At 62.4% G+C, this 19,656-nt stretch carries 16 protein-coding genes; 7 read left to right on the top strand and 9 right to left on the bottom strand.

All coding sequences use genetic code 11. From position 1 onward, the window contains the following. Positions 1-8: 8 nt before the first annotated feature. Together ABWI03_RS21950 and nhaA are read right to left on the bottom strand one after the other, a co-directional pair. On the bottom strand, positions 9-518 hold the full coding sequence (locus ABWI03_RS21950; protein ID WP_007732413.1) for a phage holin family protein: 510 nt from the start codon (positions 516-518) through the stop codon (positions 9-11). Then, positions 515-1,849 (bottom strand): Na+/H+ antiporter NhaA, encoded by a 1,335-nt coding sequence (gene nhaA / locus ABWI03_RS21945; protein WP_372581513.1) that lies wholly within the window; start codon positions 1,847-1,849, stop codon positions 515-517. The genes ABWI03_RS21950 and nhaA overlap by 4 nt, the downstream gene beginning before the upstream one ends. Positions 1,850-2,022: 173 nt before the next feature. Here nhaA and ABWI03_RS21940 point away from each other — a divergent pair, with 173 nt between their 5' ends. After that, a complete protein-coding gene (locus tag ABWI03_RS21940) occupies positions 2,023-3,414 on the top strand; it encodes an MFS transporter (protein WP_003946096.1) in 1,392 nt (463 codons plus the stop codon). Positions 3,415-3,468: 54 nt separating this feature from the next. Here ABWI03_RS21940 and ABWI03_RS21935 read toward each other — a convergent pair whose 3' ends face one another. The 5 genes from ABWI03_RS21935 to ABWI03_RS21915 form a co-directional block, all read right to left on the bottom strand. Beyond that, positions 3,469-5,151 (bottom strand): purine-cytosine permease family protein, encoded by a 1,683-nt coding sequence (locus ABWI03_RS21935; protein WP_298776230.1) that lies wholly within the window; start codon positions 5,149-5,151, stop codon positions 3,469-3,471. A 135-nt stretch (positions 5,152-5,286) separates the two neighbouring features. After that, positions 5,287-6,342, bottom strand: coding sequence for an AAA family ATPase (locus ABWI03_RS21930; protein WP_124566759.1), 1,056 nt, complete (start codon positions 6,340-6,342; stop codon positions 5,287-5,289). A 10-nt stretch (positions 6,343-6,352) separates the two neighbouring features. After that, positions 6,353-7,390: an aliphatic amidase gene (locus ABWI03_RS21925; RefSeq protein ID WP_095973499.1), complete on the bottom strand. Its 1,038-nt coding sequence runs from the start codon at positions 7,388-7,390 to the stop codon at positions 6,353-6,355. A gap of 26 nt (positions 7,391-7,416) precedes the next feature. After that, the gene (locus ABWI03_RS21920) at positions 7,417-8,037 is read right to left on the bottom strand and encodes an AmiS/UreI family transporter (protein ID WP_166813885.1); all 621 of its coding nucleotides are present in this window, start codon (positions 8,035-8,037) and stop codon (positions 7,417-7,419) included. Between the two features lie 109 nt (positions 8,038-8,146). Then, the gene (locus ABWI03_RS21915) at positions 8,147-9,226 is read right to left on the bottom strand and encodes a substrate-binding domain-containing protein (RefSeq protein ID WP_298776221.1); all 1,080 of its coding nucleotides are present in this window, start codon (positions 9,224-9,226) and stop codon (positions 8,147-8,149) included. A gap of 107 nt (positions 9,227-9,333) precedes the next feature. Between ABWI03_RS21915 and ABWI03_RS21910 the strand changes: the two genes are divergently transcribed. Further along, positions 9,334-9,759, top strand: a complete 426-nt coding sequence (locus tag ABWI03_RS21910) for a MarR family transcriptional regulator (RefSeq protein WP_037137389.1) — start codon at positions 9,334-9,336, stop codon at positions 9,757-9,759. A gap of 35 nt (positions 9,760-9,794) precedes the next feature. Here ABWI03_RS21910 and acs read toward each other — a convergent pair whose 3' ends face one another. After that, positions 9,795-11,726 carry an acetate--CoA ligase gene (gene acs / locus ABWI03_RS21905; RefSeq protein ID WP_095973502.1) on the bottom strand — a complete coding sequence of 644 codons (1,932 nt, stop codon included), beginning with the start codon at positions 11,724-11,726 and terminating at the stop codon, positions 9,795-9,797. Between the two features lie 364 nt (positions 11,727-12,090). Here acs and ABWI03_RS21900 point away from each other — a divergent pair, with 364 nt between their 5' ends. The 5 genes from ABWI03_RS21900 to ABWI03_RS21880 all read left to right on the top strand — a co-directional run bounded on the left by ABWI03_RS21900 (position 12,091) and on the right by ABWI03_RS21880 (position 18,244). Next, on the top strand, positions 12,091-13,707 hold the full coding sequence (locus tag ABWI03_RS21900; protein ID WP_095973516.1) for a peptide ABC transporter substrate-binding protein: 1,617 nt from the start codon (positions 12,091-12,093) through the stop codon (positions 13,705-13,707). Between the two features lie 125 nt (positions 13,708-13,832). Then, positions 13,833-14,759, top strand: coding sequence for an ABC transporter permease (locus tag ABWI03_RS21895; protein WP_095973503.1), 927 nt, complete (start codon positions 13,833-13,835; stop codon positions 14,757-14,759). Beyond that, positions 14,752-15,708, top strand: a complete 957-nt coding sequence (locus ABWI03_RS21890) for an ABC transporter permease (protein ID WP_095973504.1) — start codon at positions 14,752-14,754, stop codon at positions 15,706-15,708. The genes ABWI03_RS21895 and ABWI03_RS21890 overlap by 8 nt, the downstream gene beginning before the upstream one ends. A 5-nt stretch (positions 15,709-15,713) precedes the next feature. Then, the gene (locus tag ABWI03_RS21885) at positions 15,714-17,438 is read left to right on the top strand and encodes a dipeptide ABC transporter ATP-binding protein (RefSeq protein WP_095973517.1); all 1,725 of its coding nucleotides are present in this window, start codon (positions 15,714-15,716) and stop codon (positions 17,436-17,438) included. Between the two features lie 56 nt (positions 17,439-17,494). Beyond that, a complete protein-coding gene (locus ABWI03_RS21880; protein ID WP_020905979.1) occupies positions 17,495-18,244 on the top strand; it encodes a Fic family protein in 750 nt (249 codons plus the stop codon). 390 nt (positions 18,245-18,634) lie between these two features. Here the strand turns inward: ABWI03_RS21880 and ABWI03_RS21875 are convergent, their stop codons facing one another. Further along, entirely contained in the window at positions 18,635-19,453 is an 819-nt protein-coding gene (locus ABWI03_RS21875; RefSeq protein WP_019746641.1) for an HAD-IB family hydrolase, read from the bottom strand. Positions 19,454-19,656 lie beyond the last annotated feature (203 nt).

Here is a 19,656-nt window from a genome sequence, read left to right as displayed (position 1 = left end):
CAGACTCGCTACCGGCGCGCGTTGAAATCGACAGACGGCTTTGCGTCGTCATGGCTGCCGGGGATGACGTTCTTGGCCTGCTTGAGCGATTCGATCGTCTTCTCCGGGGCCCTCAGCTTGCGTACTCGCAGATAACCGAGCAGCGCCAGAATCGCGGTGGTCACCACCATGATCAGGAAGACGATGAGGAACGCCAGCCAGCGCGGCACCCAGGTGTCGAGCATCTCGGCCAGGAAGAAAAAGAAGAAGAACGAGCTGAACAGCAGAACCGTGAAGGCCAGGATGAAGAAGACGCTGCCCTGCAGACCCTTCTTGACCTCGCCTGTCACCTCGGCCTTGGCAAGTTCGACCTCGGCGCGCACGAGGGTGGAGACCTGTGCGGTCGCGTCCTTGACGAGGGCCCCGATGGTGGCCTCGCCCGGCGTGCGGGCGTCCACATCGGTGAGAGGGATGGACGAGACCGTGTTCGGTACTCCATCTCCGGTGAAGCGCTGGCTCTCTCCGTTGGTCAAGCTCACTTGTCGACCTCTCCAGGTAGTTCTCTCGCGTCCGTGGCAATGGCGGTGGAAGCGTCGTCTCGAGCCGCATGGACCCGTCCACGTCGCCACAGCAGCGCTGATCCGATCAGCGATGCCACCAACGATGTCACGAGAACTGCGGCCTTCGCTATCTCGGCCTCGCTGCCATCGCCGACCCCGTCCAATGCGAGGTCTGCTACAAGCAGGCTAACGGTGAACCCGATGCCACCGAGAACTGAGAGGGCAAACATGTCTCTCAATTCCAGTGTCTTGGGTTTGGTTGCTATCCCCAATTTGATCGCGAGCAGGGAAATTCCGAAGATTCCGACGGTTTTGCCGACGAGAAGGCCGACGACAACCGATTGCCCGACAGGGTCGGTGAAGATGTCGCCGAGTACAGCCGCGTTGATCGGAACACCGGAGGCGAACAGTGCGAAGACGGGGACGCAGAAGCCTGCGGAGTAAGGCTGAATGCGGTGCTCGAGACGGCTACCGGGCGCGTATTCCTCGTCCGGATCACGCCTGACCCGGGTGAGTAAGCCCAGCGCGACGCCCGCGAGTGTGGCGTGTATCCCCGCTTCGTGCATCGCGTACCAGGTCAGTAGTGCCAGCGGGACGTAGAGGAACGGCGTCGTGATGCGTTTGTGTTGAGCGTAGGCGTAGACAGCGAGGGCTGCGGCCGCGGTCAACAGCCACAACATCGCGAGGGAACCGGTGAACAGTACGGCGATGAGGATGATGGCGAGCAGATCGTCGACGACGGCCAGGCTGAGCAGGAAGACTCGGGCGCTCGCGGGGATCTTCGAGCCGGTGAGTGCGAGCACGCCGAGGGCGAAAGCGATGTCCGTCGCGACGGGAATGGCCCAGCCCTTGTCCATGCCTGGCGTGCCGAAACCGATGGACGCCGCGATGATCGCGGGGACCAGGACGCCGCCGCACGCCGCGATGATCGGGAGCATCGCGGCTTTGCGGTCCGCGAGTTCGCCGACCACCAGTTCGCGTTTGAGTTCGAGGCCGGCGACGAAGAAGAAGACGGCAAGCAGTCCGTCTTGCGCCCAGGTGCCCAGGCTGAGGTCCAGATGGAGTGCAGACGGGCCGATCTGGAAGTCGCGCAGAGCGATGTAGCTCTCACCAAAAGGTGAGTTCACCCAGATCAGAGCGACAGCAGCGGCGATGAGGAGTATCGATCCGCCCACCGTTTCGGTACGGAGATAGCGGGACAGTTCGGAACGCAAAGTGGAGATCACGCGTGGGGACGACCTTTGTTCGTGCACCCGAGTTCGGATGCAACAGACATGAACGTGACCGACGTTGTAAAGCATCGAATGCACGTGCCGACCAGACTTCCCGGCTCACCTTTGCGGGATTTTATCGCGGATCGCCCGCTGAGCCGAATCCGCGAACCGAATTTGCGCCGGAAAACCCCGCGGGTGTTCAATTCCTACTGATTGGGACAGGATCCCACTAATTGGACATCTTTCGTATATCGGCGCAGGAGCATGCTTTGAGCACGTCAGTCAGTGAGAACCCACCCAAGCCCGAGGGCGGCGACGCAGATACCGTCGCCGGAGTGCCGCGTAGCCGCATCGTGGTCGCCAGCATGGTGGGTACGTCCATCGAGTTCTACGACTTCTACATCTATGCAACAGCGGCGGTATCGGTGTTCCCGCACCTGTTCTTCCCGAAGGGCAACGACACCACCGCGCTTCTCGCCTCGTTGGCGACGTTCGGACTCGCGTTCGTCGCTCGTCCCCTCGGCTCGATCCTCTTCGGGCACTTCGGTGACCGCGTCGGGCGCAAGGCAACTCTGGTCGGCTCGTTGCTGACGATGGGCATCGCGACCTTCCTCATCGGTCTGTTGCCCACCTATCACCAGATCGGTCTGCTGGCCCCGGCGTTGTTGGCGCTCATGCGTTTCTGCCAGGGTCTCGGGCTCGGCGGTGAATGGTCGGGTGCGGCTCTACTCGCGACCGAGACGGCCAAGGAAGGCAAGCGGGCCTGGGCGGCGATGTGGCCGCAACTCGGCGCGCCCATCGGCTTCTTCATGGCCAACGGCCTGTTCCTGATTATCACGTTGTTCATGAACCACGACAATTCCAGCCCGGACCTCGAAGGTGCCTTCCTGAGCTGGGGATGGCGAATTCCGTTCCTGCTCAGCGCAATCATGGTGATGATCGGCCTGTACGTTCGGCTCAAGCTCGAGGAAACTCCGGTGTTCGCGCGTGCAGTCGAGCGCGGCGAGAAGGTCAAGACTCCGGTTGCCGAGGTGTTCAAGACCAGCTGGCGTCAGCTGATCATCGGTACGTTCGTGATGCTCGCGACGTACACGCTGTTCTACATCATGACCACCTGGGTTCTCAGCCACGGAACCGGCAAGACGCCGGCCGACGGCGGAACGGGCGCAGGCTTCAAGTACACCGATTTCCTTGTCCTGCAGCTGATCGCAGTCGTGTTCTTCGCTGCCGCCGTGCCGGTCTCGGGTTGGCTCGCCGACCGGTACGGGCGTCGTATCACACTGCTGATCATCACCGGTCTGATCATGGTGTTCGGCTTGACCTTCGGTGTCTTCCTCGAACCGGACGGAATGAACGACGGCCGTATGTTGGCGTTCCTCATCGTGGGCATGCTGCTCATGGGCCTGACCTTCGGCCCGATGAGTGCCGTTCTCCCGGAACTCTTCCCGACCAACGTCCGCTACACGGGCTCGGGAATCGCGTACAACACCGCCAGCATTCTGGGCGCTGCGGTGGCGCCGTTCATCGCCGTCTACCTCGCGAAGAACTACGGCGTCGGCTGGGTCGGCATCTATCTTCTCGTGGCGGCGACGTTGACTTTTGTCGCGCTGCTGGTCATGCGTGAGACCAAGGGTGAGTCGCTCGACGATGTAGGGGCATAACCTGCTGTGCGCCTTTATTAACCCCCGGCGGTTAATAAAGGCGCACAGCAGTGGTCAGGGCTGAGCCGGCAGGACGTGCTCACCGGTCTTGTCGGTGCTCAAGGCCAAGGAGCTGATGTACTGCTTCTCGCCGTTCGGGCCGGGAACATTCGACGCGAGCATGTCGGGACGCTCGAACTCGATTCCGCTGACGCAGCACAAAAGCGTTTCACCGGAGGGGTTTCCGTACTCGTCGAACATCGGCAGATCGATGCCGTCGTCGGTGCGTCGTAGGTAGTACTTGCCCTTGGTGGCGACGGCGAGGACCGGCGGCATCACCAGCGCGATGACGATCGCGACGATCGGGGAGAACGGCTTGATCGTCGAACCGAAAGCACCGAAGAACACCAGGATCGAAACTCCTGCAGCCAGCAGCATCGACACGAAGCCGACGGGGTTGACGTCGTAGAGCATCCCGCGTCGGAATTCGGGGACCTTCGGGGAGAGCTTCAACCAGTACTTGTTGATCGCGATGTCAGAGGCGACGACCACGACCCAGGCGATACCGCAGTTGGCGTAGAAGCCCAGGATCGTGTTGAGGAAGTCGAACATGTTGGCTTCCATCAAGATCAGTGCGATCGCCAGGTTGACCAGTACGAAGATCATGCGTCCCGGGTAGGTCTTGGTGACGCGGGTGTACGAGTTGGTCCAGGCCAGTGAGCCGGAGTACGCGTTGGTGACGTTGATCTTGATCTGGCTGATGACCACGAGGATCACGGCAAGGGTCATGGCCAGCCAGTGCGGCATCATGTCCTGGTAGATCTCGAGGAATTGGTGCACGGGCTGGTTGGCGATCGAGGAACCGTCGACGACGTTCGCGATGATGTACACGGCGAGGAACAGTCCGACGATCTGCTTGATCGCGCCGAAGATGACCCAGCCGGGCCCGGCGAGAATTACTGCAGCCCACCAACGACGGGTGTTCTCCGGTGTCTTGGGCGGCATGAAGCGCAAGTAATCGATCTGCTCGGCGATCTGCGCGATCAGCGACAGGCAGACACCCGCAGCCAACATCACCGAGCCGAAGTTGACACCCTTGCCGTTTGCGCCGTCCTCACCGCCGAAGGCGAAGAACGCGCTCACCGAATCAGGGTGCTTGAACAGCAGATACAGGAACGGCAGCACCATCATGACGAGCCACAACGGCGTCGTCCACACTTGGAGTTTTGCCAGGGCTTTCATGCCGTAGATGACCAGTGGGATGACCATCAGCGTCGAGACCGCGTATCCGATCGACAGTGGAATCCCGAGCCCCAGTTTCAAACCCTGGGCCATGATGGAACCTTCGAGGGCGAAGAAGATGAAGGTGAACGTCGCAAAGATGACGTTGGTGACGACCGAGCCGTAGTAGCCGAAACCGCTTCCGCGCGTGATCAAATCGAGGTCGATGTTGTATCGCGCAGCGTAGTAGGCGAGCGGGAAGCCGGTGGCCATGATGACCACGGCAAAGACTGCAATGCCCAGAAGTGCGTTGCCGGTACCGTACGAGATGCCGATGTTGGCGCCGATCGAGAAGTCCGCGAGATACGCGATTCCACCGAGTGCGGACGTCGCGACGACTCCGGTTCCCCATTTGCGGTAGCTGCGTGGCGCGAATCGGAGGGTGTAGTCCTCCAGCGTCTCCTTCAGTGCGGTGTTCTGACCGGGATTCGCCTGGTCCGGTGCGACTGCGGACACCTGCTCGTTCACTGCTGTCATGACGTCACTTCCCCTGGGTGCCTGTGCATGTGCACTTTGTGGTGCAGGCACCCAACCTAGGGAGGTGGCGTTACGCGGACATGTTTGAAATGTGTCGCCCACGTTGCGGATTCGATCCGCAACGTGAGCGAGCACTCATGGGGCTTTCTTTACCTGTATCTGATCACCAACTGCCCGGGCCTGCAAGGCGAGTGGCTGTGTCCCGACCGGTCGCAGGTCGAGAACGGCGCCGGCCACCGGGTCGGCCAGGACGTTCCGGATGGTCCGACGCAGACCGCGTGCGCCGTACACCGGATCGAATCCGCGTCGCTGCAGGAGAGCGACGGCGCTGTCGTCCACCTCGACGTCGATGCCTCTCCGGGCCAGCCGAGTCGTGATCAGGTCGATCTCGAGCCGGGTCACCTGTTCCGCGGTCTGGTCGTCGAACTCGTCGAGGATCACGGTTTCGTCGATGCGGTTGAAGAACTCGGGGTCGAAGAACTTCTCCAACGCGCGTTGGACCAGGTGATGGCCATGGCGTGGTCGATCGATCCGGACGCGATCGGCGAGCTGCCGCAGGTGTGACCGTCGACGTTCCGCCACCGCAGCCGAACCGAGATTCGAGGTCAGGAACACGTAGCTGTTGCGGAACGAGATCTTCTGCTGACCGTTCGCCAACCTGAGTTCGCCGTTGTCGAGGACCTGCAGTAGCGCACGCAGCACGGTGGGGTCCGCCTTCTCCACTTCGTCGAACAGGACGATTCCGGGGGTGTACGGATCGCCCTCGACGGTGTTCTTGTCGAACAGTGTGAAGGACTCCTTGCTGCCGGCGTATCCGGGCGGGGCCCCGGAAAACGACGCCGCATAATGCTCTTGCGCCAGAGCATTCATGTCGATGCGGCACAGATCGTCGGGCCCCGACCGCAGTTCCGCGGCCACGCGCCGCACCAACTCCGTCTTGCCGACGCCGGTGGGGCCGACCAGAAGGATATTGGCGAGTGGACGCGTCGGATCCGTGGCACCGACATGCGCGATCGAAATCGCACGAACCACGGCGTCGACGGCGGCCTGTTGTCCGACGATCTTGGAACTCAGGGCTTTCGAGAGCCTCCGCGCGTCGAAGGCCCCGACCGGTACGGGTTCGGACCGTTCCTCGGCCGGTGGTGCTGCTGCACTGTTCCGGTCGTGGAGCATGTCGGTGATATACGGCACAGCAGGATCCTTACGCTTCGACGGTCTTCTCGACCGGGAGATTTCCGACGCGGCAATCCGCGACGCCCACGGTGTCTCGTGTGATGGCCTCGACGCGTTCCTGAGCCTTCTGCGCATCGGTGACCCACAGCTTGTAGAACTCGAACGGGCAGTCCGCGACGCCCTTGTCTCCGTCGCCGGCTGCGTGGACTCCGGAGTAGCCCCGGTGGAGGAGCTTGAAGATGTGGTTCTGGGATTGGTCGTTCTCGCGTGCATCACGAATGGCCGAGACGGACAGCTGCGCGTACTGGATTCCGTATTCCTCCTCGCCGGTCTCACCCAGCGTTCGACCGTCGAATCCGATGATCGCGGAGTGCCCGAAGTAGGAGTAGACGCCGTCGAATCCGGCCGCATTGGCAACTGCCACATAACAATTGTTGGCCCAGGCCATTGCCTTGGACATCATCACCTGCTGGTCCTTGGCTGGGTACATGTATCCCTGGCAGCGGACGATCAGCTCGGCGCCCTTCATTGCGCAGTCGCGCCAGATCTCCGGGTAGTTGCCGTCGTCGCAGATGATGAGCGAGATCTTCAGACCCTTCGGTCCTTCCGTGACATACGTCGTGTCTCCCGGGTACCACCCTTCGATGGGGCACCAGGGCAGGATCTTTCGGTACCTCTGAACGATTTCGCCCTTGTTGTCGATGAGGATCAACGTGTTGTACGGGGGCTTGTTCGGATGGTCCTCGTGCTGTTCACCGGTGATGGAGAAGATCCCCCACGTGTCGGCTTCGCGGCACGCGGCGGAGAAGATCGCGGTCTCGTCGCCCGGGATGGTGGCCGCTGTCGCGTACATCTCCTCCTCGTTGTACATGATTCCCTGCGTGGAGTATTCGGGAAAGACCACCAGGTCCATTCCGGGGAGGCCGGTCTTCATGCCGATCATCATGTCGGCGATCTTGCGGGCGTTCTCGAGGACGCCGGCGCGATCGTGCAGGCGGGGCATCTTGTAGTTGACGACCGCTACGCCGACTGTGTCGTTGCTCGAGGAGATGTCACCGTGTCGCATTGTCTTTCACTCCTTGGTTGTGTGGATCAGTTGAAGACTGGACGGGGTTGGGGTACTGCAGCTTTGGGTGCGGCAAGGATCTTGGCAAGCCCCAGGAGAACCAGAAGTGCTCCGGCCCAGCCGGCGGCGACCGCGGGCGTGGTGTGGAAGTTGCCGGTCAGGATCAGGAAGGCAGGAACCGTGCAGGTGGGCTGGCTCAGAAGGATCGCGGCCCAGCCGGTGAAACGGCTGAGGTTTTCGCGGCCGAGGCCGAGTACCAGGAAGAACAGCGTCCACAGCGCAGCCCAGGCGAGCCAGATGACTCCGAACACCGGGTCGTTGCTCACCGTGAACGAAAGGAAGGAATACACGAGTGCGGCGCACGCGACGAACAGCGAGAACCACCCGATTCCTTCCGGTTCGAAGCCGGCGAGATTGCTGATTCCCACGTAGAGATAGGTGAAGCCGAACAGGTAGAGCCCCGAGGCCGCCAGGACGGCGCTCGAATCTCCCTGCGCCTGAATCAGCATGACGGTGGGGACGACGCATTGAAGTGCGCCGACGAAGAGGTTGAGAACCGAGGCGGATCGAACGGGAACCGTGCCGAGCAGCATCAGTCCGTTGACGAAGAGGACGGCTCCCACGTAAAGCAAACCAACACTGCCCATCGGGCACCTCCGGTTACTTCAGGACGGGTTACTTTCAAATGAAATGATTCCAAATGAAACTAAGTGATGCGCGCCACAGAAGTCAAGAGGTGGATCTCGAGAGGAGATTTCAGAGCGTTGCGATGATCGAGAAGTCGAGTCCGTCGGCGACGGCGAGCTGAATCTTCTGTCGTGCAACACGATCGCGAAACTCGACGGTTCCGCGAGGCCCGTCGTATGCGGCGCCTTCGACGACGGCGTCGAGGTCGTGTGGACGTGTGCTGTCGGCGCGTCGAACCAGGGCCGAAAGGGTGTGTATCCCTTCGTAACACGACTCGGCGGCGTTGTTCAATGCTGGGGCGTGCGCGCCGTGCAGCGCCACGTAGCGCCCGAGTAGATCCATCGAGTTGCCGTCGACCATCGAGCGGAAGTACGCGGCGGAGGCAAACAGGTTGCGGGTCGCTCTCGGCCCGCTTGCGAGCAGCATGTTTTCTTCCATCAACGGGCTGAACCGGATCATCGACTCGTCGAGGCCTCGGCGGGCGAAGGCTCGGTTGAAGTCGACGGCGTCCTGCCCGACGAGGAGCATGATCACGCCGTCGCAAGCGGAGTTCGAGACGGTCTCGACCAACTGCTTCATGTTGCCGCGCCCCAGATCGACAAACGAACCGCCGACCAGGGTGAGATCGAGTTCGGTGGCGAATTGCCTCACGGCCCCGAGTGAGCTGTGGGGCCAGATGTAGTCGTCACCCACGACGAACCACTTGCGCGCTCCGACGTTGTCGCGCAGCCACTTCAGTGCCGGTGCGATCTGCTGTCTCGGGGTTTCGCCCGAACAGTAGATGCCGGACCTTTCCTCGCCGCCCTCGTAGAGCGAGGTGTACGAGTACGGAATGCGGCCCGCGACCACTGGAGCGAGTGCGTGGCGGACCGAGGAGATGTGCCAACCGCTGACGGCGTCGATGGCGCCTGCGTCCAGAAGCTGTTGCACGCGGGCGGCGACGGCGTTCGGCGTCGCGCCGCCGTCGATCACTTCGATCTGCACTTCGCGTCCCAGTACGCCACCGGAGTTGTTGAGGTCGAGGGCGGCCAGCTCGCTGATTGCTTCGCAGGAGGGGCCGAACAGTCCGGCCGGCCCTTGGAGGGGAACCACCATGCCCAGGCGCCATACCGCGCTGCGCGCGCGTTCGAGCGCGCCGGTAGCGCTCATGCGTCGCCGCCGGAATCGGAAGTCAGCGGCCTGGCCTGGGTTACTATCATTTCATTTGAAAGTATTGCCCGAGAAGTGTGAACTACGCAACAGCGGGGGAGCGATCAGTGGGAAAAAGTGACTCCGGAATTCTTGATGCGTCGTTGACGACCGCGCTGGTCCGAGCAGCCCGAATGGCCGCGGCGGCGGCGGAGAAGACGCTGGCCGCAGAGAATCTCACTCTCGATCACTGGATGACGCTCGAAGCCTTGGCGTCGACCGAGGGGCTGACGATGGCTGAGTTGCGCGATCGAACGGGAACACCGGCTCCCACGCTGACGCGGGTCGCGGACAAGCTGGTCTCGCTCGCGCTCATCTATCGGGAAGTCGGCGAGGACGACCGCCGGAAGGTGCGCGTGTTTCTCTCCTCGCGCGGAAAGTCCTTGCACAAGCGGGTTGCTGCAGATATTCGCGTGGCCGAGGAGTCCTGGCTGACGTCGAAAGAGGAAGTGAAGCTGCGAGAGGGGCTCCGCCCCTGCGCGCCTTCCTGGTAGGGGGACTACCAGAAAGGCGCACGGGGCCGAAGGCCTTATTTGCCGCGTATTGCGTCGAATACCTTGGGGTCGACCAGGGTTGAGGTGTCTCCGAGGTCTCGGCCTTCGGCTACGTCGCGCAGGAGGCGGCGCATGATCTTGCCGGATCGGGTTTTGGGCAGTTCCGGCACGATGGTGATTTGACGTGGTTTGGCGATGGGGCTGATGTCGGTGGAGACCTGAGCCTTGAGTTCGGCGATGAGGACGTCGCCGGTGTTTTCGACGCCTTCGCGCAGGATCACGAACGCGACGATGCCCTGTCCGGTGGTCTCGTCGGCGGCGCCGACGACGGCGGCTTCTGCGACGCCGTGGTGGTTGACCAGTGCTGATTCCACCTCCGAGGTGGAGATGCGGTGGCCGGAGACGTTCATGACGTCGTCGACGCGGCCGAGGACCCAGAGTGCGCCGTCGTCGTCGTATTTGGCGCCGTCACCGGCGAAGTACCAGCCTTCTTCGGCGTAGCGGGACCAGTAGGTGTCGCGGTAGCGGTCCATGTCGCCCCAGATGCCGCGCAGCATCGCCGGCCACGGTTCGTCGAGGACGAGGTAGCCGTTGCCGCCGGGGCCGAGGGGTTTGGCGTCGTCGTCGACGATCTTCGCGGAGATGCCGGGCAGGGGTGCCATGGCGGATCCGGGTTTGGTGGCGGTGATACCGGGGAGTGGGGAGATCATGATCGCTCCGGTTTCGGTCTGCCACCAGGTGTCGACGATGGGTGCTTTGTTGCCGCCGATGACCTCGCGGAACCAGCGCCACGCTTCGGGGTTGATGGGCTCGCCGACGGAGCCGAGGAGGCGGATCGAGGTCAGGTCGTGGGCGTCGGGGATCTCGCGGCCCCACTTCATGAAGGTGCGCACGAGGGTGGGTGCGGTGTAGTAGATGGAGACGCCGTACTTCTCGATGATGTCGAAGTGGCGGTGCTCGTTCGGGGAGTTGGGGGTGCCTTCGTAGACGACCTGGGTGACGCCGTTGGAGAGGGGGCCGTAGACGATGTAGGAGTGTCCGGTGACCCAGCCGATGTCGGCGGTGCACCAGTAGACGTCTTGTCCGGCTTTGTGATCGAAGACGTTGTGGTGGGTGTACGACGCCTGGGTGAGGTAGCCGCCGGAGGTGTGGATGATGCCCTTGGGCTTACCGGTGGTGCCGGAGGTGTAGAGGATGAACAGGGGATGTTCGGCGTCGAAGGCCTGCGCCTCGTGCTCGGGTGAGGCTTGTGCGACGGTTTCGTGCCACCACAGGTCGCGGCCGTCGGTCCAGTCGACGTCGATGCCGGTCCGGTTGACCACCAACACGTTCTGGACGGAGTCGGCGCCGTCGACGGATTCGTCGACCGCTGTTTTGATGGGTGCTGCGGCGCCGCGTCGCCACTGGCCGTCGACGGTGACGACGAGTTTGGCTTGGGCGTCGTCGATGCGTGAGCGTAGGGCGGTGGCGGAGAATCCGGCGAAGACGACCGAGTGGGTCAGTCCGAGGCGGGCGCAGGCGAGCATGGTGACGATCGCTTCGGGGATCATCGGCATGTAGATCGCGACGCGGTCACCGGCGACGAGGCCGAGGTCGGTGAAAGTGTTTGCGGCGCGGCTGACTTCGGCGAGGAGGTCGTTGTAGGTCAGATCGCGGGAATCGCCGGGTTCGCCTTCGAATGCAATGGCGACGCGGTCGCCGTTGCCGGCGAGGACGTGGCGGTCGACGCAGTTGTAGGCGACGTTGAGTTTTCCGCCGACGAACCACTTGGCGACGGGGGCGTCGGTCCAGTCGAGGACGTCGGTCCATTTCTCGTGCCAGTGAAGGCGCTCAGCCTGATTCGCCCAGAAAGCGAGGCGGTCGGTATCTGCGGCAGCCTGCAACTCCGGTCCCGCGTTGGCGGCCGCAGCGAACTCTGCGCTCGGCGGATATGCCTGGGGGACGTCTGTTTCGGCTGCGCTTGTCATGGCTGACGGCCTTCTTTCCACATTGATCGACACTTTTCTGACTCCGTGTGAGGGTAGTCACAAGCTCGCTCAAACGCACCGTTGCATCACGTTGCAACCCGTTGTCCTGCGACGATCGGTCGAATCGATGCGACGGGTGGTCGCTTCCGCCGACGAATGAATGTGCCCGAATTCAATTACCCCCAATTTTCCAACAATGGGTGCGGTGCGCGCTTCGAGCTCGATGTGTCTATTGTCAAACCATTATTCGACCGCAACTCGAAGTCACGTTCACTTTCAGTTGTAGGCGACACGACGCCGGCAGTTACGGCTGTCGGCAGGCCGCGAGCATGCTCGGGGTCACTTAGATGTGGAAGGAATTCCTTTGCGTATCTCACGCATAGCGACCGGCGCGGTCGCGCTCGGAATGACGGCAGTGCTGATCACGGCATGTTCGTCCGGCGATTCGTCGGGCGGATCGTCCAGTGGCGTCGTCAACGCCTGGGCGGGCGAGCCTCAGAACCCGTTGATCCCCACGAACACGAGTGAGAACATGGGCGGCCGCGTCCTCGACTCGCTGTTCTCCGGTCTCGTTTCGTACACCGCTGACGGCGGTACGGAGAACGAGGTTGCCGAGTCCATCGAGAGCACCGACGGTCAGAACTTCACCGTCAAGCTCAAGGACGGCTGGACCTTCACGGACGGCACCCCCGTCACCGCGAAGTCGTTCGTCGACGCGTGGAACTACGGCGCCCTCTCCACCAACGCTCAGCTCCAGGCTTCGTTCTTCGACCCGATCAAGGGCTACGACGAAGTTGCCGCCGAGGTTCCGACGGCACAGACCATGTCGGGTCTGAAGGTCGTGGACGATTCCACCTTCACCATCGAACTCAAGCAGCCCGAGTCGGCGTTCCCCGATCGCCTCGGCTTCACGGCGTACTACCCGCTGCCCGAGGTCGCGTTCAAGGACATGACCGCCTTCGGTGAGAACCCGATCGGCAACGGCCCGTACAAGCTCGACGGAACCGGCGCGTGGCAGCACAACGTCCGCATCGACACCGTCGTGAACCCGGACTACAACGGCAACCGTAAGCCGAAGAACGCCGGCGTCGACTTCATCATGTACAACAGCCTGGACACGGCGTACACCGATCTCCTGGCCAACAACGTCGACGTTCTCGACCAGGTTCCGCCGAGCGCCGTCACGACCTTCGAGTCGGACCTGCCCGGACGCACCGTCAACCAGCCGTCGGCAACCATCGAGACGTTCACGATCCCGGGTCGCCTGCCGCACTTCAGCGGCGAAGAGGGCATGCTCCGCCGTCAGGCGATCTCGATGGCGATCAACCGCGATCAGATCACCCAGCAGATCTTCAACAAGACCAGGACGCCTGCACTCGACTTCACCAGCCCCGCAATCAAGGGCTGGAACGACTCGCTGACCGGCAACGGCAACCTGAAGTTCGATCCCGAGGCAGCCAAGGCCGCTTGGGCGAAGGCCGACGCGATCGCTCCGTGGACCGGTAGCTTCGAGATCGCGTACAACTCGGACGGCGGACACCAGGAATGGGTCGACGCCACGGCGAACAGCATCCGCAACACCCTCGGCATCGACGCGAAGGGCAAGCAGTACGCCACCTTCGCTCAGATCCGCACCGAAGCCACCAACCGCACCATCCAGAGCTCCTTCCGCTCCGGCTGGCAGGGTGACTACCCGCAGCAGTACGGCTTCCTGGCGCAGAACTACCAGACCGGCGGCAGCTCCAACGACGGTGAGTACTCCAACCCTGAGTTCGACCGCCTCCTGCGCGAATCGGCCGGCCAGACCGATCAGGCCAAGGCTCAGGAACTGCTCGATCAGGCTCAGGAAGTCCTGCTCAAGGACCTGCCCGCAGTTCCGACGTGGTACCGCAACGCTGCCAGTGGATGGTCGGAGAACGTCTCCAACGTGACCATCAGCTGGAACGGTGTTCCGGTCTACGAAGACATCGAAAAGAACTGACGCGTAGAACGATCCGCATCTGAAACGTGAGTTCGGGGCGGCAGGCGCCCTGCCTGCCGTCCCGAACTCGTGTTCACACCGGACTGTCCGCTGACGTACACGATCATCGACAAGGAGGTGATCCGATGCTCTGGTACATCGGTCGCCGAGTGCTTCAAATGATCCCGGTTTTTCTCGGGGCCACTCTTCTGATCTACGCCATGGTCTTCCTGCTTCCCGGTGATCCGATTGCCGCGTTGGCGGGCGACAAGGCGCTCAGTCCGGCTGTTGCACAACAGCTTCGGGAGCGCTACCACCTCGACCTCCCCTTCTATCAGCAGTACCTGCTGTACCTGAAGGGCATCTTCACGCTGGACTTCGGCACGTCGTTCTCCGGACGACCTGTCAGTGAAGTTCTGGCACAGGCATTTCCGATCACGATGAAACTTGCCTTCATGGCACTGATCGTCGAGACGGTCTTCGGTGTCGGCTTCGGCCTCATCGCCGGCCTGCGTAAGGGCGGATTCTTCGACAGCACCGTCCTGCTGTTCAGCCTCGTTCTCATCGCCATCCCGATCTTCGTGATCGGCTTCCTGGCTCAGTTCTTCATCGGCGTCAAATGGGGCATCGTCCCGCCGACGGTCGGTGGCAACACCAGTTTCACGAATCTCCTTCTCCCGGCACTGGTTCTCGGCTCGGTCTCGTTCGCGTACGTACTGCGACTGACCCGAACGTCCGTGGCGGAGAATCTGACTGCCGATTACGTGCGCACCGCTACCGCCAAGGGACTTTCCCGCGGACGAGTGGTTCGCGTGCACGTGTTGCGCAACTCGCTGATCCCAGTGGTCACGTTCCTGGGTGCCGACCTCGCGACGTTGATGGGCGGCGCCATCGTCACCGAGGGCATCTTCAACATCAACGGCGTCGGCGGCACGATCTACCAGGCCGTGACCAGAGGTGAAGCGCCGACGGTGGTTTCGTTCGTCACCATCCTGATCGTGATCTACCTGATCGCGAATCTGCTCGTCGACCTCTTGTACGCCGCGCTCGATCCGAGGATCCGCTATGTCTGAGACCGTGAAGACCGGACGCGTCGTCCGGCAAAGTCATTTCGTGGCACCGCCCGAAGTTGCGGCACCGGGGGAGACGGACGCCGTCAAACTCGATCAGGCGCCGACGAGCATGTGGACCGACGCGTGGCGCGATCTACGCAAGCGTCCCCTGTTCATCATCTCGACGATCATCATCCTCGCGGTCATCGTCATCGCAGCGTTTCCGAGCTTGTTCACGAGCACCGATCCGCGGTTCTGCGACCTGACCTACAGCATGCAGGGGCCGACCTCAGGGCACTGGTTCGGTTTCGACCGCCAGGGCTGTGACGTGTACTCGCGCACCATCTACGGTGCTCGCGCATCCGTACTCGTGGGCGTCGGTGTCACTGCGTCGGTGCTGGTGATCGGCGTGATCTTCGGTGCGCTGTCCGGTTTCTACGGCGGATGGACCGATTCGATCCTCTCCCGTGTCGCAGACATCTTCTTCGGTATTCCGCTGATCCTCGCTGCCATCGTCCTGATGCAGCTCTTCACCGATCGCACGATCTGGACCGTCGTCGGCGTCCTGGCGCTCTTCGGCTGGCCGCAGATGGCAAGAATTGCTCGAGGCGCGGTGATCTCGGCGAAGAACAACGATTACGTCATGGCTTCGGAAGCGTTGGGTGTCTCGAAGCTCAAGACACTGATCCGCCACGTCATCCCGAATTCGTTGGCGCCCATCATCGTGGTGGCCACCATCTCGCTCGGTACGTACATCGTTGCCGAGGCGACGCTGTCCTTCCTCGGTATCGGTCTTCCGTCCACCGAGGTTTCGTGGGGTGGAGACATCAGTAACGCTCAGGTGACGCTGCGTCAGGGTTCGACCATTCTGTTCTACCCGGCAACGGCTCTGGCGATCACCGTTCTCGGATTCATCATGATGGGTGACGCTCTGCGCGACGCCCTCGATCCCAAGTCGCGGAAGCGGTGAGCACGATGACCACCAAGGAAACTCTCACCTCGGAGGAAACTCCGTTGCTCGAGATTCGTGATCTCGAGGTGTCGTTCCAGTCCAATTCCGGTCCGGTTCCGGCAGTTCGAGGCGTCAGCCTGACCGTGTACCCGGGACAGACGGTCGCCATCGTCGGCGAATCGGGCTCGGGCAAGTCCACCACCGCACACTCGATCATCAATCTGCTTCCCGGCACCGGCAAGGTGACGGCAGGCGAGATCATCTTCGACGGCAAGGACATCTCGAAGGTTTCGGAGAAGGACTTCGTCCATATCCGGGGCAGCCAGATCGGTTTGGTTCCGCAGGACCCGATGTCGAATCTGAATCCCGTGTGGAAAGTGGGCTTCCAGATCGAGGAAGCACTGGCTGCCAACGGGATCGCCAAGGGCAAGGCCGCCAAGGTTCGCGCCGCCGAACTGCTCGAGGAGGCAGGTCTCGCCGAAGCCGAGAGCCGGTTGGGGCAGTACCCGCACGAGTTCTCGGGCGGTATGCGCCAGCGCGCACTCATCGCGATCGGGTTGTCCGCTCGTCCGAAGCTCCTGATCGCGGACGAGCCGACGTCGGCGCTCGACGTCACCGTCCAGCGTCAGATCCTCGACCACCTCGACGGTCTGACAACGGAACTCGGCACCGCGGTTCTGCTCATCACGCACGATCTGGGCTTGGCTGCCGAGCGTGCCGAGCATCTGATCGTGATGAGCAAGGGTCGTATCGTCGAATCCGGTCCGGCACTGGAGATCCTGAAGCGTCCGCAGCATCCGTACACACAGAAGCTGGTTGCCGCTGCGCCGTCGTTGGCGTCGAAGCGTCTCAGCTCGTCGGTGGCGCGCGCCGAGATTCGCGAACAGGCGGAAGAGGTAGCCGAAGCGGTCAAGGCCGAGGAAAGTGCGGCAGAGTCCTTCGGCAAGGCGACCGACGACGTTCTTGTCGTCGATCATCTGACCAAGGTGTTCAAGCTGCGCAAGGGTTTCCGCAAGACCACCGACTTCACAGCCGTGAACGACGTGTCTTTCAAGGTCCGCCGCGGAACCACGACGGCGATCGTCGGTGAATCGGGTTCCGGTAAGTCGACGGTCGCGCAGATGGTTCTCGGCTTGCTCGAGCCCACCGCAGGCAACGTGGTCTTCGACGGCCAGGACGTGGCGAAACTCGGCGCGAAGGAAACCTTTGCGTTCCGTCGCCGAGTGCAGCCGATCTTCCAGAACCCTTACGGCACGCTCGACCCGATGTACTCGATCTACCGCACGATCGAAGAGCCGCTGCGTACCCACAAGGTCGGGACCAAAGCCGAACGTGAGGCTCGCGTCCGCGAACTTCTCGACAAGGTCGGTCTGCCCCAGTCGGTCATGCGACGGTTCCCGAACGAACTCTCCGGCGGACAGCGTCAGCGCGTCGCAATTGCGCGAGCGTTGGCACTGCAACCGGAGGTCGTGATCTGCGACGAGGCGGTCTCCGCTCTCGACGTGCTCGTGCAGGATCAGATCTTGACCCTGCTCAACGACCTGCAAGCAGAGTTCGGGTTGACGTACCTCTTCATCACGCACGACCTGGCCGTGGTTCGTCAGATCGCGGACAACGTGTTGGTGATGTCGCGTGGCTCGATCGTCGAATCGGCACCGATCGACGACGTGTTCGGAAATCCGCAACAGGACTACACCCGCAAGTTGCTCGACGCGATTCCCGGCGGTTCCATCACGCTGGGAAGCTGACGCAACAGGTAGGTAGGCAAGTCCGCAGAGGGGCTGCAAGGGTACCGTCGTTGATCGTGACGGACCCTTTGCAGCCCCTCGTCGATCTTCCAGGTGTACGCGCCGCTGCCGATCATGCGCGCGACGCTCTGGGGGAGGTTCATCGGCACAAGACCAACCGTCGCGGTTGGCCCACCACTGCCGCCGAAGCCGCGGTTCGCGCTGCGCGAGCTTCCGCATCGCTGGCCGGTGGCACCACCGAATTGCCGGCCGAGGGCATGGCCGGTGATCCGATTCTCGCGGGTGCTCTGCGCGTGGCTCAGGCTCTGGACGGCGACAGTCTTCCCCTCATGGAGTCGACGTGGAAGCGCGCCCCGCTGCAGGCTTTGGCCCGGCTGCACCTGCTGGCCGCGGCAGACCTCGTCGAGGACGCGGATCAACTGGGACGGCCACGGTCGGATCGCGGAGTGGGGGAGCGGTTGGACGCTCTCGCACAACTCGTGACAGGCGGGACCAGTGCGCCGGCTCCGGTTCTGGCGGCCGTTGTACACGGAGAACTCTTGGCGCTGAGCCCGTTCGGCACGGCTGACGGCATCGTCGCCCGTGCGGCCTCGCGTCTGGTTGCGGTCTCGTCCGGGTTGGATCCGCACAATCTAGGAGTCCCCGAGGTCAGTTGGCTTCGGCGGCCGCAGGCGTACACGGACGGCGCGGCTGGATTCGCTTCGGGAAATCCGGCGGGCGTCGGCAGCTGGGTGATTCTGTGCTGCGGCGCTCTCGAAGCCGGTGCGCGAGAAGCGACTTCGATCGCCGACGCGGCGACTGGATAATCTGCAACAGGGCGAGGCTGGAACATAACGAACGGGCGGCGCTGCCGATAAATCGACTTCGCCGCCCGTCAGCACGGACTACTCGTTACCAAGCGTGCTCGGTGGGTTGTGTGGGTGGCCTCGGCGAGGGATCGCACTTTCTGAGGTCGTCCCCGCAACCGGTGCGGGGTCCTCGCTCAAATTGAACGAATCTCGCAGGCCCACAACGCTTCTGCCCTTATAGTGGCTTGTGCTCCGCGTGGGTGCCCTAGTGCCCGTGCTAGGAATTTCGGTTGGGGAAACGGTCCTTCTCTTCCGAGCCGTTCCTGGCCTTCCGTTCTTCCGTAACTCCTTTGTACCCTGTGTCCGGGCTCACAGCAAGTACCAATTTTTGTTTGTGGGCATTGGATTTCAGCGTTTCCGACGCAGTAGCCCGAAGGTCATGGCGCCGGCCACCAAAGCTGCGATTCCCACCGCTGCAGTTGTGGCCACCGTCGTCGTGGACTGCGCCGACAATCGCGCGCGAAGCGAGACTGGGTTCGAGAAAGTCAGTATGGGCCAACCGTTTACGGCCGCTTCCTTGCGTAATGCACGATCGGGGTTGACTGCGGTGGGATGTCCGACTGCCTCGAGCATGGGCAAATCGGTCACCGAGTCGGAGTAGGCGTAACTGGCGGCGAGGTCGTAGCCGTATTCCGCGGCGAGTTTTTCCATCGCCTCGACCTTGCCCGGGCCGTAGCAGTAGAAGTCGACCTCGCCGGTGTAATGGCCGTCTTCTTCCCTCATCGACGTCGCCACGGAATGGGTGGCGCCGAGGGCTCGGGCGATCGGCGCGACGATTTCCTCGCCCGACGCCGACACCACGATGACGTCGTGTCCACGCAGCTTGTGATCTGCGATCAGATCGGCCGCCTCGGCGAAGACGAGTGGGTCGACGATGTCGTGCAGAGTCTCCGCGACGATGGCCTTCACCTGTTCCACGTCCCAACCCGCGCACATGGCCGTCAGGTGCTCGCGCATGCGCTCCATCTGATCGTGATCGGCGCCGGACAGCAGAAACAGGAATTGTGCATAGCTGCTCTTGAGAACCGAGCGTCGATTGATCAGACCCTGGGCGAAGAAGGGCTTACTGAACGCCAGGGTGCTCGACTTCGCGATGATCGTTTTGTCCAAATCGAAGAAAGCGGCTGTCCGCCCGGTATTCAGTCCGTTCGCAGGCTTGTCGGTCACAGGAACGAGGATAGTCCGACAGGCGGTTCGTGTGCTCCTCGGCAAGCGTCCTCTTGCGGCGAAAAACAGCAGTTCAGTGCAGCTCAGGCTTGCGTTTCTCGCCAATGGCGGGTGTAAGATCGTTGCTGTTCGATTCGTTCGAACTAGTTCAGCCCGACCCCCCGGGGCTGAACTCAGACGACCCCCGCCTCCTCCCCCCATTG

Origin of the sequence: Rhodococcus baikonurensis (assembly GCF_040489275.1) — a bacterium.
Taxonomy (GTDB): Bacteria; Actinomycetota; Actinomycetes; order Mycobacteriales; family Mycobacteriaceae; genus Rhodococcus_F; species Rhodococcus_F baikonurensis.
This window is presented reverse-complemented; position numbering and strand designations above follow the sequence as displayed.